This is a genomic window from Allobosea sp. LjRoot90, assembly GCF_964254315.1.
Taxonomy (GTDB): domain Bacteria; phylum Pseudomonadota; class Alphaproteobacteria; order Rhizobiales; family Beijerinckiaceae; genus Allobosea.
The window spans coordinates 332,000-354,635 of the sequence record NZ_CAXUTF020000002.1 but is presented as its reverse complement, the minus strand read 5'-3'; the positions used below and the strand labels follow the sequence as shown (position 1 = coordinate 354,635).

Sequence of the window (22,636 nt, the reverse complement as noted above, 5' to 3'; positions counted from 1 at the left end):
CGTAGCCCATCATCAGGCTGCGGCGGGTTCTTGCCATTGGCCCCGGCCTAGTCTGGCCGACGCCCTCCAAGAACAAGAAGAACGGAGCCGACGATGGTTTCCATCACTGCACCGACCCCGCCCGCACCGCCGCCACGCGCCAAGAATGGTGTCGTTCGCTGGGCGAAAATCCTCGGCCGCGAGCTGACCACGGTCGCGATCACGATCTTCGGCCTGCTGCTGGTCACCTTCCTGATCGCGCGCGTCATGCCGATCGACCCCGTTCTCGCTGTGGTCGGCGATCGCGCTCCCGCCGACGTCTACGACAAGGCAAGGCTCGCGCTCGGGCTCGACAAGCCGTACTGGCAGCAATTCGCCGTCTATATCGGCAAGGTCTTCACCGGCGATCTCGGCACCTCGGTGCTGACTGCGCAGAAGGTCACCGACGACATCAAGACCGTGTTTCCGGCGACGCTGGAGCTCGCGACGCTCGGCACCCTGATCGGCGTTGCGCTCGGCGTGCCGCTCGGCATCCTCGCCGCCGTCAACCAGGGCCGCTGGATCGACCAGATCGCCCGCGTGATCGGGCTGATCGGCTATTCGATCCCAGTGTTCTGGCTCGGCCTGATGGGGCTCCTGCTGTTCTACGCCAAGCTCGGCTGGGTCGCCGGGCCCGGGCGGCTCTCCGTCGCCTTCGAGGATTTCGTCACCCCGATGACCGGCATCGTCATGCTCGATGCTGCGATGCAGGGCGAATGGGAGGCGGTCCTGGACGCATTCTGGCATCTGATCCTGCCGGCCTCCGTGCTCGGCCTGCTCTCGGTCGCCTATATCAGCCGCATGACCCGCAGTTTCATGATCACCGAGCTGCAGCAGCAATATGTCGTGGCCGCGCGGGTGAAGGGGCTGTCGGAATGGCGTGTCGTCTGCGGCCATGCGCTGGGCAATGCCCTCGTGCCGCTCGTCACCGTGATCGCGCTTTCCTACATGCATCTGCTTGAGGGCGCGGTGCTGACAGAGACGATCTTCGCCTGGCCCGGCCTCGGCCGCTATCTTACCAACGCGCTGCTCAATGCCGACATGAACGCGGTGCTCGGCGCCACGCTGGTGGTTGGCACCGTCTTCATCGCCATCAACCTGTTCTCCGACATTCTCGGCCGGCTGGCCGACCCGCGGGCGCGCTGAAGGAGATGGCCATGACCGACCACACCGCCCCTCCCGTCACCTGGCATGCCTGGCTGACCACGACCTCGCCGGAATCGCGCCGGCAGGCCAAGCTTGGCCAGCTCTACCGGCAATGGCTCGCGTTCCAGAAGAACCCGGCCGCCGTGGTCGGCCTCGTGATCGTGCTGGCACTGCTGCTGCTCGCGGCCTTCGCGCCGCTGATCGCCCAATACGATCCGCTCGCCCAGACGCTCGACCAGCGCCTACTGGCGCCCTCGGCCAAGCACTGGTTCGGCACCGACGCGCTCGGCCGCGACATCTTCAGCCGCATCGTCTACGGCACCCGCGTCACGCTGGTGATCGTCATGCTCGTGGTCATCACGGTCGGGCCGCTCGGCCTCTTGATCGGCTGCGCCGCCGGCTATTTCGGCGGCTGGATCGACACCGTGCTGATGCGCATCACCGACGTCTTCCTCGCCTTTCCCCGCCTTGTGCTGGCGCTGGCCTTCGTCGCGGCGCTCGGGCCCGGACTGGAAAATGCAGTCATCGCCATCGCCTTCACGGCCTGGCCGCCCTATGCCCGCGTCGCCCGTGCCGAGACGATGATTATCCGCAATGCCGACTACATCTCGGCGATGCGCCTGCAGGGCGCCAGCCAGATGCGGATCGTGCTGAAGCATATCGTGCCGATGTGCGTGCCCTCGCTGATCGTGCGTACCACCTACGACATGGCCGGCATCATCATCATCGCCGCCGGCCTCGGCTTCCTCGGCCTCGGTGCCCAGCCGCCGATCCCGGAATGGGGCGCGATGATCTCGACTGGCCGCGAGCAGATCTTCGACCAGTGGTGGGTCGCGACCTTCCCGGGCGTCGCCATCTGCGTTGTCGCGCTCGGCTTCAACCTGCTCGGCGATGGCCTGCGCGACGTGCTGGATGCGAGGTGAGCACCGAGATGACTGCGACGTCTGAAGCACCTCTGCTCACGCTCGACGATCTTCGCGTCGACTTCCACACCCCGACCGGCATCGTCAACGCGGTGCGCGGGCTCTCCTTCACGCTCGGCCGCGAACGGCTCGGCATCGTCGGGGAATCCGGCTCCGGCAAGTCGATGACCGGCCGCGCCATCCTCGACCTGATCCCGCATCCCGGCGTGGTCAGCGCCAGGCGCATGGAGTTCCGCGGCAAGGACCTGACGGCGATGGACAAGGCGAGCCGCCGCAAGCTGCGCGGCCGCCACATCTCGATGGTGATGCAGGATCCGAAATTCTCGCTGAACCCTGTCCAGACCGTCGGCGACCAGATCGCCGAGGCCTACCGCGTCCACCACAAGGCGAGCGCCCGCGAGGCCAAGGAACGCAGCCTCTCGATGCTCGAAGCCGTGCAGATCCGCGAGCCGGGGCGCGTATACGGGCTCTACCCGCACGAGGTCTCGGGCGGCATGGGCCAGCGCGTGATGATCGCGATGATGCTGATCGCCGAGCCGGAGATCCTGATCGCCGACGAGCCGACCTCGGCGCTCGACGTCACCGTGCAGTTGCAGGTGCTGAAGATCCTCGACGACCTCGTCACCAGCCGCGGCATGGGACTGATCTTCATCAGCCATGACCTGCACCTGGTGAGGTCGTTCTGCGACCGCGTCATCGTCATGTATGGCGGCAAGGCGCTGGAGACGCTGCCGGCGGGCGAGCTCGACCGGGCGCAGCATCCCTACACACGCGGCCTGCTCGGCTGCCTGCCCGATCTTGACCATCCGCGCGAGAAGCTCGCCACCCTCACCCGCGACCCGGCATGGCTGGCATGATTGCGCGCTCGAACCTTTGCCGTCATTCCGGGGCGTCGCGCAGCGACGAGCCCGGAACCCATAACCGCTGGTTTGTCAGGATGATCTGCAAGGCCGGCAGCCTCTTTTTGAGCCCTCGTGTTCATGGATTCCGGGCTCGGCCCTTCGGGCCGCCCCGGAAAGACGGTGAGGTGCTGGCATGAGCACACAACCCGCCATCTCCGTCGACAAGCTCAACGTCTCGTTCGGCGATTCGCATGTCGTGAAGGACCTTTCCTTCGCGGTCGCGCCGGGCGAGAGCTACGGCATCGTCGGCGAATCCGGCTCCGGCAAGTCGACCGTGCTGCGCGTGCTCGCCGGCCTCAACCGCGACTGGAGCGGCGAGGTCGACATCCTTGGCAAGCGCCAGCCCAAGCTCCGCGACAAGGCCTTCTACCGCGCCGCCCAGATGGTCTTCCAGGACCCGTACGGCTCGCTGCACCCGAAGAAGACCGTCGATGACACGCTGGCCGAGCCGCTCGCCATTCACGGTGTCCGCGACGCCGAGGCGAAGATCAGCCGTGCCATGCAGGATGTCGGTCTGCCGACCTCCTTCCGCTTCCGCTATCCGCATCAGCTCTCCGGCGGCCAGCGCCAGCGCGTCGCCATCGCCCGCGCACTCGTGCTGGAACCGACCATCCTGCTGCTCGACGAGCCGACCTCTGCGCTCGACGTCTCGATCCAGGCCGAGGTGCTGAACCTGCTCCAGGCGCTGCGCCACGAGCGCAAGCTCACCTATATTCTGGTCAGCCACGACCTCGCCGTGGTCGGTCATATGTGCGAGCGGCTGCTCGTCATGCAGTTCGGCCGCGGCGTCGAGGAGATGACGGCGGCAACGCTTGCCGCACGCGCCCCGCAGACGGCCTATGCCCAGCAATTGCTGACGGCGAGCGAGGGGTTTAGGCGGGCGGGGTAGGGAAGAGGCGTCATGCTCGGGCTTGACCCGAGCATCTCAGGCCGGAGGAGGCTCCGGTTGCCTTTTCGTCTTGAGATTCTCGGGTCTGCGCTTCGCTTCGCCCGAGAATGACGGCATAGCAGCCCTGTTGCCCAAAGCGTTTGGCAAGCTGCGCCCTTGGTCGCATTGTCGTCGCAGGATTCGGTTCGACTGGCGCGCTTTCCGATCGACCGGAACGGATCGATCGACGAGAATTCGCGCCGACCTCGTGTCGGCCGATCAGGAGTATGCCGCCATGGACGCCATCGCCGAACGCCTGCTGAAGCCGGAGGCTGCGCCGGAGCGCACGCCGGTTCCGCCCTTCGATCTGGTGATCTTCGGCGCCGGCGGCGATCTTGCGCTGCGCAAGCTCTTCCCGGCGCTGGCCCAGCGCAACGAGGAAGGCGTTCTGCCGGAGGAGAGCCGCATTCTCGGCATCGTCCGCAAGCAGGAGGATGTCGAGGGCATCCCCAACGAGATCGCCGCCAAGCTCGCCGCCGCCGGCCTGTCGCAGGAGCGCATCGCCGCCTTCCGCCGCCGCCTCACCATGGTGCTGCTCGATGCGGTCAAGCCCGAGACCTATGGCGCGCTGAAGGAGGCGCTTGGCGACTCCCAGCGTGTGCGTTCCTTCTACCTCTCGACGCCGCCGGATCTCTTCATCCCGATCTGCGAGAACCTGGCGAACTCCGGCATCCTGACGCCGACCTCGCGCGTCATCCTCGAGAAGCCGCTCGGCCGCGACCTCGCCTCGGCCCGCGAGATCAACGACGCCGTCGCTCGCATCCTGCCGGAGAGCCGGACCTACCGGATCGACCATTATCTCGGCAAGGAGACGGTGCAGAACCTGCTGGTGCTGCGCTTCGCCAACACGCTGTTCGAGCGCTCCTGGTCGAGCCGCGACATCGACAATGTCCAGATCACGGTGGCCGAGACGGTCGGACTGGAATCCCGCGCCGGCTATTACGACAAGGCCGGCCACCTGCGCGACATGGTCCAGAACCATGTGCTGCAGCTGCTCTGCCTGTTCGCGATCGAGCCGCCGAACCAGCTCGAGGCCGACGCCGTCCGCGACGAGAAGGTGAGGGTGCTGAAAGCGCTCCGGCCGATCGTCGGCCCGGACGTGCAGCGCATGACCGTGCGCGGCCAGTATGGGCCGGGTGCGATCGATGGCCAGCGCGTCAAGGGCTACTCCGAGGAGCTCGGCCATCTCAGCGGCACCGAGACCTTCGTCGCGATCCGCTGCGAGCTCGACACCTGGCGCTGGGCTGGCGTGCCGATCTATCTGCGCACCGGCAAGCGCATGGCGCAGCGCTATTCCGAGATCGCCGTCACCTTCAAGCCGGTGCCGCATTCGATCTTCGGCCGCGCGCCGGGCTGCGAGGAGCTCTATGCCAACCGCCTGGTCATCCGGCTTCAGCCCAATGACGGTGTCCAGTTGCAGCTGATGATGAAGGTGCCGGGCTCCGGCAAGCTCAAGGTCGTGCCGCGCCAGCTCGACTTGCGTTACGAGACCGCCTTCGACGTGCGCACGCCCGATGCCTATGAGCGGTTGCTGACCGACGTGATCCGCGGCGACCAGACCCTGTTCATGCGCCGCGACGAGGTCGAGCAGGCCTGGAGCTGGATCGACCCGATCCTGACAGGTTGGCAGGAATACTACCCGCAGCCGCACCGCTATGCCGCCGGCTCCTGGGGCCCGTCGCAGGCGATCGGGTTGATCGAGCGCGACAGCCGCTCCTGGGCCGACCCGGAGTTCACGGAATGAGCACGGCCGGCCCGCTGGTTCGCCACCGCTTCGAGACGCTGGCCGACGCCTCCGAGGCCCTGGCCGAGGCGGTCGCGGTCAGGCTGCGCGCGCTCGTCAAGGCGCAGGGCAGGGCGCTTATCGCCGTCCCTGGCGGGACGACGCCGGCGCGCTTCCTCGCGGCGCTCGGCGCGCATGACCTGCCTTGGGAGAGCATCACGCTGATGCCGACCGATGAGCGCTTCGTCGCTCCCGGCGACCAGGCCTCGAACGAGCGCATGATCCGCGCCGCCTTCGCCCCCTTGCGCGACGGGCGGAGCCCGTTCGTCTCCTTCCACAACGCCGGCGATGACCTCGCCGTCGCGGCCGCCAGCCTCGACCGCGTGCTGAAGGACCTGCCGCCGCTCGACATCGTCGTCAGCGGCATGGGAGCGGACGGGCATGTCGCCTCGCTCTTTCCCGGCGAGACGGCGGCGCTCGCCTCGCCGGCTTCCGTGCATGCGGTCGCCGCGAGCCCACCCGATTTGCCGCCACGGCTTTCGCTGTCGCCGGCCCGATTGCAGGGCGCCGGCCATGTCGCCCTGCTGATCTCGGGGCAGGAGAAGGAGCGCGTGCTGGCTTCGGCGGTCGAGATGCCGGCGGCGTTTCCGGTCGGCCTGCTACTCTCCCGCCCGCAGGGGCTCGACGTCTACTGGGCCAAGGCGTAAGCGGAAGGCGCGAAAGGAAGTTCTGCCGATGTCGATTGCCCCCGAGATTGCCCGCCTCAAGGCCTGCGGTGTCGTCCCTGTCGTCGTCATCGACGAGGCCGAGATCGCCGTGCCGCTGGCGGAGGCCCTGCTCGCCGGCGGCATCGACGTGATCGAGATCACGCTGCGTCGCCCGGCCGCGATGGCGGCGCTCGAAGTCGTGGCGAAGAAGGTGCCGGGCATCCTGCCCGTCGCTGGCACGGTGGTGACCCCGGCGCAGGCGGCCGAGGTCCATAATGCCGGCGCGCTTGCCGTGGTCAGCCCCGGCTTCACCGAAAGCGTCGATGAGGCCATGCGCAAGACCGGCCTGCCCTGGCTGCCGGGCGTTGCTACGGCGTCCGACTGCATGCGCGCCGTCTCGGCCGGCCGCCTGACCTGCAAGTTCTTCCCGGCCGAGCAGGCCGGCGGCGTCGCCGGGCTGAAAGCACTCTCCGGTCCGTTCCCGCAGATGCAGTTCTGCCCGACCGGCGGCGTCTCGCTCGCCAATCTCGGCAGTTACCTCGCCCTGCCGCAGGTGATCTGCGTCGGCGGCTCCTGGCTCGTCCCGGCCGATGCGGTGAAGAACCGCGACTGGGCAGAGGTCACCAGGCTGTCGAAGGAAGCGCGCGAGAAGGTCGCGGAGCTGCGCGGCTGACACATACCGTCTTTCCGGGGCAGGCCGAAGGCCTGAGCCCGGAATCCAGAACCGATACCGGTTCCGGGAGACCGCTTCGGTCGGTGCGCCTTGGCGATCGGGCGCATCGGTTCTGGGTTCCGGGCTCTTCGCTAACGCGAAGCCCCGGAATGACGGCGCGGGTCCGTGCAAGCCCGCAAATCTTCAATCCGCGTCGCGCACTGCGCTCCAGGCCAGCTCCTGCGTATAGGTGCGGATGTCGGCTGGCCAGCCCGCCGCCTGCCGGAAGAAGCCGATCTCGTCATTGGCGAAGAGCGCGCGCGTCGCCTCTTCGAAGCCGGACAGATTGCCGGCGAGCGCGCTCATGAAGCGATAGGCCGTCTCGCGGGCGATGCGCCCCTGCGTTTCGCCGCGATCGCCGCGCCGCGCCTCGTCGATCAGGCGCCGCAGCGCCTGCGAGGCGCCGCCGGGCTGCGCCGACAGCCATTCCCAGTGCCGCGGCAGCAACGTCACCTCGCGCGCGACGACGCCGAGCTTCGGCCGGCCGCGCCCACGAGCCTCACCGCTCAGGCGCGCCACGATCTCGGCCGGCGTGCCGCGCAGGTCGAGGTCGATCACCCGGCCGGTCGCGTCGTCGAAGGTCAGGACAGCCGCTTCCGGGCGCTCGGCCAAACGCTGCTGCACGGCGACTGCCACGTCGGCCAGTCGGCCACGGGCGAGGATGGTGCTGCCGTCGAAGGCGGTTGAGAGGTGGTCGGCGTCGGGCATGATCGTTTCCTGAGTGAGGTAATAAAATACCCGGATAAAAATACTTGAGTCAATATTGCCCGGGTGATATTTGCCACGCCTCACACAAGGAGGGCGCGATGCGTCACGAGGACAGGAAGGCCGTCGTCGCGGCCTATAAGGAGCGCAAGGTCGCGGCTGGCATCTATCTGGTGCGCTGCCTTGCCACCGATCAGAGCTGGGCCGGGCAGGCGCCGGATCTCTCGACCATCCAGAACCGCGTCTGGTTCACGCTGCGCCATGGCAGTCACCGTCAGCGCAGCCTGCAGGCGGCCTGGACTGCGCATGGCGAGAGCGCTTTCGCCTTCGAGGAGATCGAGCGGCTCGACGAGAAGGCGCTGGAGGCCGGCCGCGAGCGCGTCATGAAGGCGCGGCTGGCACATTGGTGTGCGGAGCTGGAGGCGGAGGCGGTGTGAAGTAGGGCGCGGGGAACCCTCTGCTTCCAGGAGAGGGGATCCCGCGTTTCTCCGTCAGAGCCGGGTTTCCGCCAGCCGCTCCACCACCAGATCCGCGATCGCGAGCGAGCTCGTCAGCCCTGGGCTCTCGATGCCGAGCAGGTTGACCAGCCCCGGGACGCCATGGACCGCCGGCCCGTCGATGCGGAAATCCACGATCGGCTCGGTCGGCCCATGCAGCTTCGGGCGGATGCCGGCATAGTCGGCGACGAGCGCGTCGTCGGGCAGGCCCGGCCAATAGGTCCGGATCGCCGCATAGAATTTTTCGGCACGGGCGGGGTTTACGACCAGATCCTGATCGTCCTCGACCCATTCGACATCGGGGCCGAACTTGACCCGGCCGGCCATGTCGATGGTGGCGTGGATGCCGAGGCCGGCCGCTTCCGGCACGGGATAGACCAGATGGCTGAAGGGTTGCTTGCCGAGCAGCGAGAAGTAATTGCCCTTGGCGAAATACTGCTTCGGCACCTGCACGGCCGGAAAACCGTCGAGCTTGCCGAGCAGGCGCGGCGCGCTGTGACCGGCAGCGTTCACGACGGTGGTCACAGTGTAGCTTGCAGGGTCATCGCCGCCGAAATCGACGCTGAAGCCATCCACCTCGCGTCGCCAGGCCAGGATCGGTGTGTTGAGTGCGAGCGAGCCACCGGCCGCCTCGCACTCGCCGAGCAGCGACAGCATCAGTGCATGGCTGTCGACCGTGCCGGTCTCGGGCGAGAGCAGGGCGATCTCGCAGGCCACCTCCGGCTCCAGCGCCTTCGCTTCAGCGCCATTGAGCCAGCGCACCGAGGACACGCCCGAGGCCTCGGCGCGTGCAGCGATCGTCTCCAGTGCCGGGCGCTGGCCGGCATGGGTGCCGACGATCAGCTTGCCGCAGGCCCTGTGTGGCAGGCCGCGCTCGCGGAGATAGGCGTAGAGGCGCTTGCGCCCCTCGACGCAGACCCGCGCCTTCAGCGAGCCCGGCGGATAGTAGATGCCGGCATGGATGACCTCGCTGTTGCGGGCCGAGGTCTGGGTGCCGATGCCGTCCGCGGCCTCGGCGATCACGACCTCGCGGCCGCCGAGCGCAAGCGCGCGCGCCGCCGCGAGGCCGACGACGCCGGCCCCGATCACCAGGCAGTCGATATCGCTCATGCAGCGCGCTGCGGCATCGCCATTTCGACCAGGCTCGCCCAGTAGGTCATGCCCACCGGGATCGCCTTGTCGTTGAACTCATAGGCGGGGTGGTGCAGCCCGGCGGAATCGCCATTGCCCATGAAGATATAGGCACCCGGGCGCTCCTCGAGCATGAAGGAGAAGTCCTCCGAGCCCATGGTCGGCGGCACGGTGGTGTCGATCGCCTCCTTGCCAAAGGTGCTCTTCGTTGCGCTGGTGACGAAGTCGGTCTGGCCGGCATGGTTGAAGGTGACCGGATAGCCGCGATCGTACTCCAGCGCGAAGGTCAGGCCGAAGGCCTGGCAGGTGCCGGCGACGATCTCGCGCAGGCGCTTCTCGGCGAGGTCGCGCATCTCGGTCGAGAGCGTGCGAACCGTGCCCTTGATCTCGACATGCTGCGGGATGACGTTGAAAGCTGTGCCCGCCTGCAGCGCCGTCACCGAGACGACGAGGGAATCGAGCGGGTCGGCATTGCGCGAGGCGATGGTCTGCAGCGCGGTGACGAGCTGGCAGGCGGCGACCAGTGGGTCGATCGTCTCGTTCGGCTTGGCGGCATGGCCACCGCGGCCTTCGAGCTTGAGCAGGAACTTGTCGGCAGCCGCCATCATCGGGCCCTTGCGGATGGCGAACTGGCCGATCGGCAGACCCGGCATGTTGTGCAGGCCATAGACCTCTTGCACGCCGAAGCGCTCCATCATGCCATCAGCGCACATCTCGCGGCCGCCGCCACCACCTTCTTCGGCCGGCTGGAAGATGACGATCGCGGTGCCGTCGAAGTCGCGGGTGTCGGCGAGATACTTTGCGGCGCCGAGCAGCATGGCGGTGTGGCCGTCATGGCCGCAGGCGTGCATCTTGCCCGCTACGGTCGAGCGGTGCTCGAGATTGGTCTCCTCATGGATCGGCAGCGCGTCCATGTCGGCGCGCAGGCCGATGACCTTGCCCGAGCCCTGGCCCTTGCCCTTGATCACGCCGACGACGCCGGTGCGCCCGATCCCGGTGACGACCTCGTCGATGCCCCATTCCTTCAGCTTGTCGGCGACGATGCCGGCGGTGCGCTCAACGTCGAAGAGCAGCTCGGGATGGCGATGGAAGTCGCGGCGGATCGCGCTGATCTCGGGTTCGATCGCGGCGATGAGATCGGAGTTGGGCATCTTGTCCTCGACAGGTCGCGGCTTTGCAGGAAATGGGGTTGGCAGGAAACGGGTTGCCAGCTGCGCAAGCTAGCGCGGAGCCGTGCGTCCTGTCCAAGCCGATTGCGGCATGACGGGTGGGAGGCTGGCGAATGCGTCGCGCCGCCTGTCCACATCGCTGCGAAAGGGTTAAGAGCTGCCGGCCCGGAGAGTGTCGCTCCGGACGCGATCCCGACCTGACGAGTATTGCGATGTCCGAGGCGAACACCATCCGCGATGTCACGATCCCGGAGCTGCCGAACCATTATCGCGGCAAGGTCCGTGAGAACTACGACCTGCCGGACGGGCGCCGGATCATCATCGCGACCGACCGGCTCAGCGCCTTCGACCGCGCCATCGCCTGCATCCCGTTCAAGGGGCAGGTGCTGACGCAGACGGCGCGCTTCTGCTTCGAGCAGACGGCGGACATCTGCCCGAACCACGTGCTCGAATACCCCGATCCCAATGTCGTGGTGGGCCAGCGGCTCGATATCCTGCCGGTCGAGATCGTGGTGCGCGGCTATCTCGCCGGCACGACCGGCACCTCGATCCTGACCATGTACAAGCAGGGCCGGCGCGAGATGTACGGCGCTCGCTTCCCCGAGGGCTTGCGCGACAACGAGGCGCTGCCGCAGGCGATCATCACCCCGACCAGCAAGGCCTTCGATGGCGGCCATGACGAGCCGCTCTCGCCCGCCGAGATCCTCGAGCAGGGCCTCGTGACCAAGGCGCAGTGGGAGACGCTGTCGGGCTATGCGCTGGCGCTGTTCGCCCGCGGCCAGAAGCTCGCCGCCGAGCGCGGGCTGATCCTCGCCGACACCAAGTACGAGTTCGGCACCGATCCCAACGGCAGGATCATCCTGGCCGACGAGATCCATACCCCCGATTCGAGCCGCTACTGGTTTGCCGGGAGCTATCCCGAGCGCTTCGCCCAAGGCGAAAAGCCCGAGAGCTTCGACAAGGACTTCGTCCGCAACTGGGTCGCGGCGCGCTGCGATCCCTATAACGAGCCGATCCCACCAATCCCGGACGAGCTGATCGAGCAGACCTCGCAGGTCTATATCCGGGCCTTCGAGACGATCACCGGCCAGACCTTCGTACCGCCGGCGACCGGTGTGGCGCCGCTGGAGCGGATCAGGCGGAACCTGGCGCGCTATTTCTGACCTGACGACGGCTCGGTCCAGGGGCCGCCGAAGCGGCACCGCCGGGCCGGGCCCGTCGCGGGAAAACGTCAGAAATCCATGCCGCCGCCACCCATCGGGGGCATCGGGGCGTCCTTCTTCGGTGCCTCGACGATCAGGGCCTCGGTGGTGATCAGCAGGCCGGCGATCGAAGCCGCGTCCTGGAGTGCGGTGCGCACCACCTTGGCGGGATCGATCACGCCGTTCGCGACGAGATCCTGATATTTGCCGGTCTGGGCGTTGTAGCCATAGGCGTAGTCCTTCGACTCGAGCAGCTTGCCGACCACGACCGAACCGTCCTCGCCGGCGTTCTCGACGATCTGCTTGGCCGGGGCCAGGAGCGCGCGCCGCACGATCTCGACGCCGGTCCGCTGGTCGGCATTGGCCGGCTTGACGTCGGCGAGCGCCTTCAGCGCCCTGAGCAGGGCGACGCCGCCGCCCGGCAGGATGCCTTCCTCCACCGCAGCGCGGGTGGCATGCATGGCATCGTCAACGCGGTCCTTCTTTTCCTTGACCTCGACTTCGGTCGCGCCGCCGACCCGGATGACCGCGACGCCGCCGGCGAGCTTGGCCAGTCGCTCCTGCAGCTTCTCGCGGTCGTAGTCCGAGGTGGTGTCCTCGATCTGCGCCTTGATCTGCGCCACGCGAGCCTGGATCTGCTTCTTTGATCCGGCGCCGTCGATGATGGTGGTGTGCTCCTTGTCGATCGTCACCTTCTTGGCGCGGCCGAGCATGGCGAGCGTGACGTTCTCCAGCTTGATGCCGAGGTCCTCCGAGATCACCTGGCCACCGGTCAGGATCGCGAGGTCCTCGAGCATGGCCTTGCGGCGGTCACCGAAGCCCGGAGCCTTGACGGCCGCGACCTTGAGGCCGCTACGGAGCTTGTTGACGACGAGCGTGGCCAGCACCTCGCCCTCGACGTCCTCGGCGATAATCAGCAGCGGATTGCCGGTCTGCACAACGGCCTCGAGGATCGGCAGTATCGCCTGCAGCGACGACAGTTTCTTCTCGTGAACCAGGACATAGGCGTCTTCCAGCTCGGCCCGCATTTTTTCCGCGTCGGTGATGAAGTAGGGCGAGAGATAGCCGCGGTCGAACTGCATGCCCTCGACGACGTCGAGCTCGATGGCGAGCGATTTCGCCTCCTCGACGGTGATGACGCCCTCGTTGCCGACTTTCTTCATCGCAGCAGCGATCATTCGCCCGATCTCGGTGTCACCATTGGCCGAGATCGTGCCGACCTGCGCGACTTCCGCGTTCGAGGTGACCTTCCTCGAGTTCTTCTTGAGGTCCGCTACCGCGGCTTCCACCGCCATGTCGATGCCGCGCTTCAGATCCATCGGGTTCATGCCGGCAGCGACGGCCTTGGCGCCCTCGCGGACGATCGCATGGGCGAGCACGGTCGCGGTGGTGGTACCGTCACCGGCGGCATCATGCTGTTTCGCGGCAACTTCGCGCACCATCTGGGCGCCCAGGTTCTCGAACTTGTCGGAAAGCTCGATTTCCCTGGCGACGGCGACGCCGTCCTTGGTGATGCGGGGCGCGCCGAACGACTTCTCGATCACGACGTTGCGGCCCTTCGGACCGAGCGTGACCTTGACGGCGTTGGCGAGAATCTCGACGCCGCGCAGCATCTTGTCGCGGGCTTCCGACGAAAATCGCAGTTCCTTGGCAGCCATGATCCGATCCTCCTGGTCGGGGATGAAATGGCGCGGCAGTCGGTCAGGATGCCGATGCGGCGATCTTCGTGCCTGGTGATGTCGGGATGATGGTGACGCCCCTGGCTTTCCCGGTTCCTTGCCGTTCGCATGTCCGATGGGCGCCGCTCCGCCCGCGGTGAAATGGGCACCCCCCCGGACGCTGTACCCTCGAAGATACAGCCTGTCCCGCCCTTGCGCCCGAGCGATTGGTGGCGCCCGTCTCGATTAAATGCTAAGATACTGGAAATATTGTGAAACGGCAATTTTTTCGTTGCCGGCCCGTCGACTTGGCGCTGCGATCTTTCGCCAGCAGTCACGGAGCAGAAAATGGCCTCGTCCGACTTCGCGCGCCAGCTTGCCGGCTATGGTCTGACCACCGCCGACATCCTCTACCGCCTGCCGGACCATCCCTCGATCCTGCAGGAATATATCTGGCAGGAATACGATCTGGCGCCATCGTTCCCGGAATTGAAGCGCTTCCTCACCTTCTGGCAGAGGTCGCTCGAAGGCAAGCTCTTCCGCGTCATCGTGAGTCATCACGGCCTGATCGGCCCGGCAGACCTGCGGGCGATCTCCTGCGAATTCAGGCTGCAGTGACGAGGCGGCGATCCACCTCGCGCAGCCGGAGCCGGCGGGGGCCGGCGCCGGCTTCGGCGTTCGCTCGGCGATTCACTCCGGCTGGATGCCGGCCGCCTTGACGATATCGGCCCATTTCTTGATCTCGACCGGCACGAAGGCCTTGAGCTCGTCAGCTGTGCTGGTCTCGGGCTCGATGCCGGCAGCGAGCAGCCGCTCCTGCGTCGTCTTGTCGTTGAGTGCGGCGACGAAGGCCTGATTGAGCTTGTCGACAATTGGCCGCGGCGTCTTCGCCGGGGCGAAGGCGGCGAACCAGGCAGCAAGATCGTAGCCGGCGACGCCGGCCTCCGCCATCGTCGGCAGGTCGGGCGCGAGCGGGCTGCGCTTCGCAGTCGAGACGGCGAGCCCGTTGACCTTGCCCGCCTTGATCTGCGGCAGCGTCGTCGAGATGTCGGCGAAGACGATCGAGATCTGGCCACCGAGCAGATCGGTGATCGCCTGCGGATTGCTGCGATAGGGCACATAGGTGAGATCGAGGCCGGCAAGCGATTTCAGCATCTCGCCGGCGATGCGCGACGAGCTCGAGCCGGCGCCGAAGGTGAGTTTGCCAGGATTGGCCTTGGCATAGGCGACGAGCTCCTGCACCGACTTCGCCGGCACCGACTGGTGGATCGCGAGCGCCAGCGTGATCGTGCCGAGCTTGCCGACCGGCTCGAAATCCTTGACCGCGTCATAGGGCACGCTCTTGAGCAGGCTCTGATTGGCGCCATGGGTGGTGTTGGTGGTGATCAGCAGGGTATGGCCGTCGGCATCGGCCCGGACGACGTTCTGCGCCGCGATGATGCCGCTGGCGCCGGGGAGGTTCTCGATCACGACGGGCTTGCCGAGGCTTCTCGAGAGATGCTCGCCGAGGATGCGCGCCAGCGCGTCGGTCGCGCTGCCGGCGGCGAACGGCACGACGAACTTGATGTTCTTGGCTGGGAAGTCTTGCGCCGCGGCCGGCAGCGCCAGTCCGGTCGCGATCATGGCCGCAGTTGAGAGCAGCCAACGCCTCGTCTTCATCATCGTCTCCTCCATTGTCGTGGATCATCGCCCGCTTCACGCGGAGTTCTTCAGTCGCCGGGCAGATCAGTCGTCGGGCAGGTCGAGGTCGAGCAGGGCCGAGCTCAGGCTCTTGCCGTGGGTATCCAGGACAAGGGAGCGGGTGACGCCGCCGCCGAGCGCCTGGCGCATGACGAAGTTGAGCGCGCCCAGGCTCGGCACCTCGTAGCGGGTGATCTCGCCAGCGACGAGCGCGCCGAAATGCGCGCCGACGCGCTCGGCCGTGACCTCGCGCGCAAGCCGCGGGTAGTCGGCGGGATCGAAGGCGATCAGCGCAATGCTGGAAGTGTTTCCCTTGTCCCCGGTACGGGCATGGGCGATCTGGCGCAGCTTCATCTCAGCTCTCCAGAATATGCACGGCGGGAACGACCTGCTCGCGCGGCAGATAGGTCGAGAGCACGCCGAGCACCTCGCGCACCGAGGTCGTGACGCCGCCGCCACCGGCCGGGCCATTGGTGTAGAGCGTCTCGACCTCGCGGCCGATGCGCCCGGCCTCGGCTCGGTCTGCGGTGCGGCCGGCGACGCGGGCCCGGACCTCATAGGGCTCCTGGCCGCCGCGGGCCGAGAGCGCCTCGCCATGTAGGGCATTCACGCCAATCAGGTCGAAGCGCAGCTCGCTGGTTGCGACGCCGGTCAGCGCCAGCCGCTCGCGCACGATCGCCAGGGCGAGTTCGCCGCGTGCCGTCGCGCCCGGGCCGGCATAGGAGATCTGGCCTTCCCCGGTGAAGCCTTCCGCGACGCCGAGCGAGACCTTGAGCGTGTCCGGCCGCTGCCGGCCGCTCGCGCCCTCGATGCGCACCCGGTCCGGCCCGATCTGCGCGACGCGAACCTGCGAGAAATCGGCGGTGACGTCGGGCGTGAGATAGCGCGCGGGATCGTGCAGTTCGTAGAGGATCTGCTCCTTGCAGGTCGCCGGCGTGACCTGGCCGCCGGAACCTTCGACCTTGGTGACGACGACGCTGCCATCCTCCGAGGCCTCGCCGATTGGGAAGCCGAGGCGGGCGAGGCCGGCGACATCCTTGAAGCCGGGATCGGCGAAATAGCCGCCGGTGACCTGTCCCGCGCATTCGAGCAGATGGCCGATCAGCGTCGCCTGGCCGAGCCGGTGCCAGTCGTCGAAGGACCAGCCGAACTCATGGACGAGCGGTCCGACGAAGAGCGATGGATCGGCGGCTCGGCCGGTGATGACGATATCGGCGCCCTCGGCCAAGGCCGCGGCGATCGGCTCTGCGCCGATATAGGCGTTGGCGGAGACCAGGCTATCGCCGAATGCGGACACCGGTCGCGCGCACTCCTCGATGGCGAGCCCGCTGCCGGCAATGACCGCAAGCACGTCGTCGCCGGTCACCGCGGCGATTCTGAGGCCGGGAAAGCCGAGTTCGCGGGCGATGCTGGCAGCCTGTTCGGCGGCGGCTAGCGGATTGGCCGCGCCCATATTGGTGACGATGCGCGTGCCGGCGCGCCGGCAGGGTGCGAGCACGGCCCGCAGCCGCTCACCGAGCAAGGGGTCGAAGCCGGTTGCCGGGTTCTTGCGGCGCGCCTGCTGGGCCAGGGCGATCGTGCGCTCGGCCAGGCATTCGAAGACGAGATAATCGAGTGCGCCCTTCTGGGCGAGTTCGAGCGCCGGCTCGATCCTGTCGCCGGCATATCCCGCGCCTGCTCCGATCCGCACCGTTTTCATGCGTCCTCCCGTCCGGATATCAGACGCAGGCTCCTATTGATTAAACAATTGAAATTATTGGATATCAGTAATAGAGAAAAATTATGAATCTCGATGTCGGGCAGCTGCGAGCCTTCGTGACGATCGCCCATAGCGGCAGCTTCACCCGCGCGGCGGCGAGCCTGAACCTGTCGCAGCCGGCACTCACCGTTCAGATCCGGAAACTCGAAGAGGCGCTTGGCGTCCGCCTGTTCGATCGCAACACCCGCGTGGTTGCGCTGACCCGCAACGGCGCCGAGCTCTTGCCGACGTTCGGCCGCATCCTGCGCGATCTCGATGGCGTGCTCGCCGAGACACGCCAGCTCTCGACCATGCAGCGCGGCATCGTCAGGCTCGCCGTGCTGCCGTCCTTCGCCTCCGGCATGCTGCCGGAGATCATCGCTGATTTTCGCGCGAGCCATCCGGGCATCGGCTTCATGGTCCGCGACGTGATCGCGAGCGGCGTCGCCGAGCTGGTTGCCAGCGGCGAGGCCGATCTCGGCCTGACCGGCGGCGCGGTCCCGAATGCCGACCTCGAAATCCTGCTGCGCGGTAGCGACCGGATGCACGCGGTCTATCCGAAAGACCACCCGCTCGCCCGCCTGGCCAAGATCGGGATCGCCGATCTGGCAAGGCATCCGCTCGTGCTGATGGATGCTGCGACCAGCGTCCGGCAGGTGGTCGATCGGGCCTTCGCCGAAGCCGGCACGGTGCCGCTCGTCGGCGCCGAGGTCACCTACATGTCGAGTGCCGTCGGCATGGTACGCGCCGGCTTGGGCGTCGCCATTCTGCCGGGGGCGGCCATGGAGGTCCGGGCCGAGCGCAGCCTGCGTTCGCAGCGGATCGAGGGCGATGGTTTCGTCCGTCCGATTGCGGTGGTGAAGCGTCGCGGGCGGACCCTGCCGCCGGCGAGCGAGCGCTTCTTGACTGAGCTCAAGCGAATGCTCGCGGCCGAGAGATGATCTCTAACGTCGAGCGGCTCTCGCCTTGGAACAGCCAAAGTGTCCGCGCGTTGATGCTTGACGATCCTTTCTCGAATGGGAGGCAGCCATGCGCCGCCTGATCGTTCTCGCCACTTCGCTCGTTCCCCTGCTGGCTTTCGCCGCCAATGACGCCTCGGCGCAGATCAGCGGCAGTACCTTCCGGGGAGGCGGTGTCCGTGCGGGCGGCGCTCTCAGCGGCGGAGGCTTCGGAGGCGGCAATCGCGTCGGGCTTGGAGGAGGTTTCGGCGGCTCTCGCGCTGGCCTCGGAGGAGGCTATGGCTATCGCGGCGGCTTCAATCGCGGCGGCGTTGGCTGGGGCTATCGGCCCAATCGCTGGTATGGCGGCGGCTATTATGGGCGGCGCGGCTATTATGGCGGTGGCTGGGGATGGGGTGCCGGAGGCCTGGCCGCCGGCGCGATCCTCGGGGGTGCGGCGGCTTATCCCTATTATTACGGCACGCCCTCTTATGAAGAGCCGCCGCCATATTATCCCCGGCGATACTATGCCGAGACCTATCGGGGCCCGGCCTCTTCAGGCATCGGCAACTATTGCCAGACGCCTGTCCGCACCTGCCAGCTGATCAATCCGGCCGATCTCGGCGCCGGCTGTTCCTGCCGCGTCGCGGGTGGACGGGCTCGCGGCAGCGTCATCCCGTAGCTGAAGCGTGAGGCCGGAGGGGGCGCCTCGGTCGGCGCTCCCGCGCAGGTCGGCTCAGACCCCGAATTCCTGGCGCCAGCGCTCGATATCGTCGAGCGCGACGTTCGAGCCGCACAGCACCAGCGCGACGCGCTCGCCCGGCTTGAACTGGTCTTTGCGCGTCATGGCGGCGGCGACGGTGCAGGATGCGGCAGGCTCGAGCAGGACGCGCCCGTTCTGCAGCACCCAGACCAGTTCGCGCACCGCTTCGGCATCGGGCACGACGATGATCTCCTCGAGGAACTGGCGCGCGGCCGCCATCGTCCGCTCGGTCGCGAACGGCGCGCCGAGCGTGCGGGCAATCGAGGTCGGGCGGATCGGCACCGGCTTTCCGGCTGCGAGCGCCTGCGTCATCGTCGTCGCGCCCTCGGTCTCGACGCCGTGGATGCGTACCGCCGGGTCGAGCCCCTTCAGCGCCGCGCCGACGCCGGCCGAGAAGCCGCCGCCGCCGATCGAGATGAAGACATGGTCGACCCGTCCGCCGGCATCGGCTGCAAGTTCTAAGCCGACCGTGCCATGGCCGGCGATGATCGCGGGGTCGTCATAGGAGTGGACATGGGTCATGCCCTTGCCCTCGTACTCCTCCGCCTTGGAAAAGGCGGCGAGCGCATCCTCGCAAAGCTCGACCTCGCCGCCCGCTTCCTCCGTCAGCCGGATGTTGAGCGGGGCGACGTTCTTCGGCATCAGCACCAGCGCCTTAATGCCGAGCATGCTGGCGACCAGCGAGACAGCGATGGCGTGGTTGCCGCCCGAGACGGTGACGACGCCACGCGCCCTTTCGGCTTCAGAAAGGCCGAGCAGCTTGTTGTAGCAGCCGCGGACCTTGAACGAGCCGGCGAGCTGCAGGCTCTCGACCTTGACCACGGTCTCGACGCCGAGCCTGGCCGTGAGGCCGGCGCTCAGGAAGGTCGGGGTCCGCCTGACCTTGCCGGCGATGCGGGCGGCGGCGGCCTGGATGTCGGCGAGGGTGACGTCGAAGGACATGGCGGACTCACGGGAATGCGTTGCTTGGCCGGCACAACAGCGCGTCGGGCGCAGCCCGGTCAAGCGCCCGATGCCGATTGACGGCAGACGGCGCGTGCGTAGCCTGCCGGCACGGTTCCTGCCTATCGGCCAGCTCATCGGAGATTTTACCCGTGCGTTATTCCCCCAAGGAGATGCTGGCCAAGCTGGTGTCGTTCAACACCGAGTCCTGGCGCAGCAATCTCGAGCTGATCCATTTCTGCCGCGACTATCTTGCCGCGCACGGGGTCGAGAGCACGATCGTGCCGAGCCCCGATGGCGAGAAGGCCAATCTCTATGCGACCGTCGGGCCGCAAGCCGCCGGCGGCATCGTCCTCTCCGGCCATACCGACGTCGTGCCGGTCGAAGGGCAGGACTGGAGTTCCGATCCGTGGACGCTGACCGAGCGCGACGGCAAGCTCTATGGCCGCGGCAGCTGCGACATGAAGGGTTTCGACGCCATCGCGCTGGCTCTGGTGCCGGAGATGCTCGAGGCCGGGCTGAAGCGGCCCTTCCACATCGCGCTCTCCTACGACGAGGAGGTCGGCTGCATCGGCGCCGCGATCATGATCGACGCCATGGCGGCGGCTGGATTGAAGCCCTCGGCGGTGATCGTCGGCGAGCCCTCGATGATGCAGGTCGTCACCGGCCACAAGGGCGGCACCCGCATGAAGACGACGGTGCGCGGCCACGCCGTGCATTCGAGCCGCGTCGATATCGGCGTTCCCGCCGTGATGGTCGCCGGCAAGCTGATCGCCTGGCACGATGACGTCATGCAGGAGAACAAGGCGAAGGTGCAGCCCGGCATCGCGTTCGAGCCGCCTTATTCGACGCTGCATGTCGGCGTCGTCGAGGGCGGCACGGCGGTCAACATCACCGCCGAGCATTGCACCTTTAGCCACGAGGTCCGCGTCATGCCCGGCGACGATGCCGACTATGTCGCGCGCTACCGCGCCAAGATCGCTGAGCTGGAGGCGCCGATGAAGGCGATCGCGCCCGAAACCGGCATCACCATGGAGATCACCTCCCAGACTCCGCCGCTCGCGCCGGAAAAGGAGGGGGCGGCCGAGACGCTGTCCCGCCGTGTCACCGGCGACAATGCCAGCCATGTCGTCGCCTACGGCACCGAGGGCGGTCTGTTCCAGGCGGCAGGCTGGTCGACCGTGGTCTGCGGGCCCGGCGATATCGCCCAGGCGCACCAGCCGGACGAGTTCCTCACCGTGGCCCAGCTCGACGCCGGGACGGCCTTTGTCCGCGCGCTGATTGCGGAGCTGGCCCGCTGAGCACGCAAAGCGGGGGCGCTTCATTGCGAGGCTTTGGCGCGCCCTTCGCAGCTTCGTGCGTTGGATTAGTAAGATTCGCAACAAAGTTCGATCTGGAACGAAGTCGATCGGACGCACTGGACGCGGGCTTCGAACCGTCATTAATCTGCCGCCTTCGTCGGCGTGCCGCCAAAATAAGCAGGCAGCCGGCACCGCTCCTGGGGAGGAGTGGTTTCAACCAATCGGGAGCAGTCTCACATGTCGTTCAAGACCCATTGCCTGGCAGCTGTAGCGGCCCTGGCCTTGATGTGCGGGGCTGCGCAAGCCCAGACCTTGCGATACGCCAACCAGGGCGAGCTGAAGTCCCTCGATCCCTACACCGTCAACGAAACCACCACGAACGCCCATCTCGGCCATCCCTATGAAGGCCTGACGGCGCGCGGCAAGGACCTCAAGATCGAGCCGGCGCTCGCCGAGAAGTGGGAAGTTTCCGACGACGGCCTGAAGTGGCGCTTCTTCCTGCGCAAGGGCGTCAAGTTCCATGACGGCTCGGACTTCACCGCCGATGACGTGCTCTTCTCGGCCGAACGCGTCCGCGCCACGGGCTCGAACTTCACCACCCGCATCCCGACCAGCGCCAAGTTCGTCAAGGTCGACGACCATACGATCGACGTCGTCCTGACCGCGCCGAATCCGATCCTGAACGCGCAGTGGGACACCTGGTACATCATGTCGAAGAAGTGGGCGGAGGCGAACAACGCCGTCGCCCCGACCCCGGCGGCTGCGACCACCCCGAGCCATGCCTCGCTCAACGCCAACGGCACCGGCCCCTACAAGATCGAGAGCCATCAGCCGGGCGTGAAGACCGTCTTCAAGTTCAACGAGAATTACTGGAAGAAGATCGAGGGCAACATCAAGGAGATCGTCTTCACGCCGATCTCCTCGGACGCCACCCGCGTCGCCGCGCTGCTCTCCGGCGAAGTCGACGTGATCGAGCCGGTTCCGATCCAGGACATCCAGCGCGTCAACGCCGCGGGCAACGCCCAGGTGCTGACCGGGCCGGAACTGCGCACCATCTTCCTTGGCTTCGACCAGACCCGCGACGAGCTGCTGGAATCGAGCGTCAAGGGCAAGAACCCCTTCAAGGACGTCAAGGTCCGCCAAGCCTTCTACCAGGCGATCGACATCGAGACGATCAAGAGCCGCGTCATGCGCGGGCTCTCGACGCCGTCGCCGCTGATGATCGCACCGGAGCTGTTCTCGACCGCCGGCTTCACCCGCGCCAAGTTCGACGCCGAGGCCTCCAAGAAGCTGCTCGCCGAGGCCGGCTATCCGAACGGCTTCGAGCTCGGCATGGACTGCCCGAACGATCGCTACGTCAATGACGGCCAGATCTGCCAGGCCGTGGTCGGCATGCTCGCCCGCATCGGCGTCAAGGTCAGCCTCAACGCCCAGCCCAAGGCGCAGTACTTCGCCAAGGTGCTGAAGCCCGGCGGTTACAAGACCTCGTTCTACCTGCTCGGCTGGACCCCCGGCACCTTCGACAGCCACAATGTCCTCTATGACATCCTCGGCTGCCGCGATGTCGCCGGCTCCTCGCGCGGTGAGTCGAACCTCGGCAATTACTGCAACAAGAAGGTCGACGAGCTGACCGACAAGATCCTGGTCGAGTCGGACACCGCCAAGCGCAATGCGATGATCGGCGAAGCCTACAAGATGACCGTCGATGAGGTCTCCTACATTCCGCTCCACCAGCAGGCTCTGGCCTGGGGCGTCTCGAAGAAGGTGAAGCTCGCTCAGCGCGCCGACAATTCGGTGCTGCTCTACTACGCCACCAAGGAGCAGTAAGGGCCTGAAGGGCGCGCGGGCGAAGA

22 protein-coding genes are annotated in these 22,636 nt (G+C 67.0%); 14 read left to right on the top strand and 8 right to left on the bottom strand.

Annotation, left to right across the window (positions count from 1 at the left end; all coding sequences use genetic code 11):
- Positions 1–93 precede the first annotated feature (93 nt).
- The 7 genes from ACSQ3M_RS08480 to eda all read left to right on the top strand — a co-directional run bounded on the left by ACSQ3M_RS08480 (position 94) and on the right by eda (position 7,020).
- A complete protein-coding gene (locus tag ACSQ3M_RS08480) occupies positions 94–1,164 on the top strand; it encodes an ABC transporter permease (RefSeq protein WP_436149627.1) in 1,071 nt (356 codons plus the stop codon).
- Positions 1,165–1,175: 11 nt separating this feature from the next.
- Positions 1,176–2,087 carry a nickel transporter permease gene (nikC, locus tag ACSQ3M_RS08475; protein ID WP_436149626.1) on the top strand — a complete coding sequence of 304 codons (912 nt, stop codon included), beginning with the start codon at positions 1,176–1,178 and terminating at the stop codon, positions 2,085–2,087.
- Positions 2,088–2,095: 8 nt separating this feature from the next.
- Positions 2,096–2,944, top strand: a complete 849-nt coding sequence (locus ACSQ3M_RS08470; RefSeq protein WP_436149625.1) for an ABC transporter ATP-binding protein — start codon at positions 2,096–2,098, stop codon at positions 2,942–2,944.
- Positions 2,945–3,122: 178 nt separating this feature from the next.
- Complete coding sequence (locus ACSQ3M_RS08465) at positions 3,123–3,878, top strand: ABC transporter ATP-binding protein (RefSeq protein ID WP_436149624.1); 756 nt, start codon at positions 3,123–3,125, stop codon at positions 3,876–3,878.
- Positions 3,879–4,152: 274 nt separating this feature from the next.
- Positions 4,153–5,661, top strand: coding sequence for a glucose-6-phosphate dehydrogenase (zwf, locus tag ACSQ3M_RS08460; protein ID WP_436149623.1), 1,509 nt, complete (start codon positions 4,153–4,155; stop codon positions 5,659–5,661).
- Entirely contained in the window at positions 5,658–6,347 is a 690-nt protein-coding gene (pgl, locus tag ACSQ3M_RS08455; protein WP_436149622.1) for a 6-phosphogluconolactonase, read from the top strand. The genes zwf and pgl overlap by 4 nt, the downstream gene beginning before the upstream one ends.
- A 28-nt stretch (positions 6,348–6,375) precedes the next feature.
- Positions 6,376–7,020 (top strand): bifunctional 4-hydroxy-2-oxoglutarate aldolase/2-dehydro-3-deoxy-phosphogluconate aldolase, encoded by a 645-nt coding sequence (gene eda / locus ACSQ3M_RS08450; RefSeq protein WP_436149621.1) that lies wholly within the window; start codon positions 6,376–6,378, stop codon positions 7,018–7,020.
- Between the two features lie 183 nt (positions 7,021–7,203).
- Here the strand turns inward: eda and ACSQ3M_RS08445 are convergent, their stop codons facing one another.
- Positions 7,204–7,767 (bottom strand): DUF2239 family protein, encoded by a 564-nt coding sequence (locus ACSQ3M_RS08445; RefSeq protein WP_436149620.1) that lies wholly within the window; start codon positions 7,765–7,767, stop codon positions 7,204–7,206.
- Between the two features lie 98 nt (positions 7,768–7,865).
- On the opposite strand from ACSQ3M_RS08445, the gene ACSQ3M_RS08440 reads away from it, so the two are divergent.
- Entirely contained in the window at positions 7,866–8,201 is a 336-nt protein-coding gene (locus ACSQ3M_RS08440; RefSeq protein WP_436149619.1) for a GIY-YIG nuclease family protein, read from the top strand.
- A 54-nt stretch (positions 8,202–8,255) separates the two neighbouring features.
- Here ACSQ3M_RS08440 and ACSQ3M_RS08435 read toward each other — a convergent pair whose 3' ends face one another.
- Both ACSQ3M_RS08435 and ACSQ3M_RS08430 read right to left on the bottom strand, forming a co-directional pair.
- Positions 8,256–9,371 (bottom strand): NAD(P)/FAD-dependent oxidoreductase, encoded by a 1,116-nt coding sequence (locus ACSQ3M_RS08435; RefSeq protein ID WP_436149618.1) that lies wholly within the window; start codon positions 9,369–9,371, stop codon positions 8,256–8,258.
- On the bottom strand, positions 9,368–10,543 hold the full coding sequence (locus ACSQ3M_RS08430; protein WP_436149617.1) for a M20 aminoacylase family protein: 1,176 nt from the start codon (positions 10,541–10,543) through the stop codon (positions 9,368–9,370). Before ACSQ3M_RS08430 ends, ACSQ3M_RS08435 begins: the two co-directional genes overlap by 4 nt.
- A gap of 230 nt (positions 10,544–10,773) precedes the next feature.
- Between ACSQ3M_RS08430 and ACSQ3M_RS08425 the strand changes: the two genes are divergently transcribed.
- Positions 10,774–11,724, top strand: coding sequence for a phosphoribosylaminoimidazolesuccinocarboxamide synthase (locus ACSQ3M_RS08425; RefSeq protein ID WP_436149616.1), 951 nt, complete (start codon positions 10,774–10,776; stop codon positions 11,722–11,724).
- 68 nt (positions 11,725–11,792) lie between these two features.
- On the opposite strand, the gene groL is transcribed toward ACSQ3M_RS08425, so the two are convergent.
- On the bottom strand, positions 11,793–13,421 hold the full coding sequence (gene groL / locus ACSQ3M_RS08420) for a chaperonin GroEL (RefSeq protein WP_436149615.1): 1,629 nt from the start codon (positions 13,419–13,421) through the stop codon (positions 11,793–11,795).
- A gap of 348 nt (positions 13,422–13,769) precedes the next feature.
- Here groL and ACSQ3M_RS08415 point away from each other — a divergent pair, with 348 nt between their 5' ends.
- On the top strand, positions 13,770–14,039 hold the full coding sequence (locus tag ACSQ3M_RS08415) for an usg protein (protein WP_436149614.1): 270 nt from the start codon (positions 13,770–13,772) through the stop codon (positions 14,037–14,039).
- Positions 14,040–14,111: 72 nt separating this feature from the next.
- Here the strand turns inward: ACSQ3M_RS08415 and ACSQ3M_RS08410 are convergent, their stop codons facing one another.
- The 3 genes from ACSQ3M_RS08410 to ACSQ3M_RS08400 all read right to left on the bottom strand — a co-directional run bounded on the left by ACSQ3M_RS08410 (position 14,112) and on the right by ACSQ3M_RS08400 (position 16,800).
- Positions 14,112–15,080 (bottom strand): Bug family tripartite tricarboxylate transporter substrate binding protein, encoded by a 969-nt coding sequence (locus ACSQ3M_RS08410; RefSeq protein WP_436149613.1) that lies wholly within the window; start codon positions 15,078–15,080, stop codon positions 14,112–14,114.
- 66 nt (positions 15,081–15,146) lie between these two features.
- On the bottom strand, positions 15,147–15,455 hold the full coding sequence (locus ACSQ3M_RS08405) for an AtuA-related protein (protein WP_436149612.1): 309 nt from the start codon (positions 15,453–15,455) through the stop codon (positions 15,147–15,149).
- A gap of 1 nt (position 15,456) precedes the next feature.
- Positions 15,457–16,800 carry an acyclic terpene utilization AtuA family protein gene (locus ACSQ3M_RS08400; protein ID WP_436149611.1) on the bottom strand — a complete coding sequence of 448 codons (1,344 nt, stop codon included), beginning with the start codon at positions 16,798–16,800 and terminating at the stop codon, positions 15,457–15,459.
- Between the two features lie 83 nt (positions 16,801–16,883).
- On the opposite strand from ACSQ3M_RS08400, the gene ACSQ3M_RS08395 reads away from it, so the two are divergent.
- Together ACSQ3M_RS08395 and ACSQ3M_RS08390 are read left to right on the top strand one after the other, a co-directional pair.
- Positions 16,884–17,780, top strand: a complete 897-nt coding sequence (locus tag ACSQ3M_RS08395; RefSeq protein WP_436149610.1) for a LysR family transcriptional regulator — start codon at positions 16,884–16,886, stop codon at positions 17,778–17,780.
- Between the two features lie 88 nt (positions 17,781–17,868).
- Positions 17,869–18,459, top strand: a complete 591-nt coding sequence (locus tag ACSQ3M_RS08390) for a hypothetical protein (protein WP_436149609.1) — start codon at positions 17,869–17,871, stop codon at positions 18,457–18,459.
- Positions 18,460–18,513: 54 nt separating this feature from the next.
- On the opposite strand, the gene ACSQ3M_RS08385 is transcribed toward ACSQ3M_RS08390, so the two are convergent.
- Positions 18,514–19,482 (bottom strand): threonine ammonia-lyase, encoded by a 969-nt coding sequence (locus tag ACSQ3M_RS08385; protein WP_436149608.1) that lies wholly within the window; start codon positions 19,480–19,482, stop codon positions 18,514–18,516.
- A gap of 152 nt (positions 19,483–19,634) precedes the next feature.
- On the opposite strand from ACSQ3M_RS08385, the gene argE reads away from it, so the two are divergent.
- Positions 19,635–20,783 (top strand): acetylornithine deacetylase, encoded by a 1,149-nt coding sequence (gene argE / locus ACSQ3M_RS08380; RefSeq protein ID WP_436149607.1) that lies wholly within the window; start codon positions 19,635–19,637, stop codon positions 20,781–20,783.
- Positions 20,784–21,020: 237 nt separating this feature from the next.
- The gene (locus ACSQ3M_RS08375) at positions 21,021–22,610 is read left to right on the top strand and encodes an ABC transporter substrate-binding protein (RefSeq protein WP_436149606.1); all 1,590 of its coding nucleotides are present in this window, start codon (positions 21,021–21,023) and stop codon (positions 22,608–22,610) included.
- Positions 22,611–22,636 lie beyond the last annotated feature (26 nt).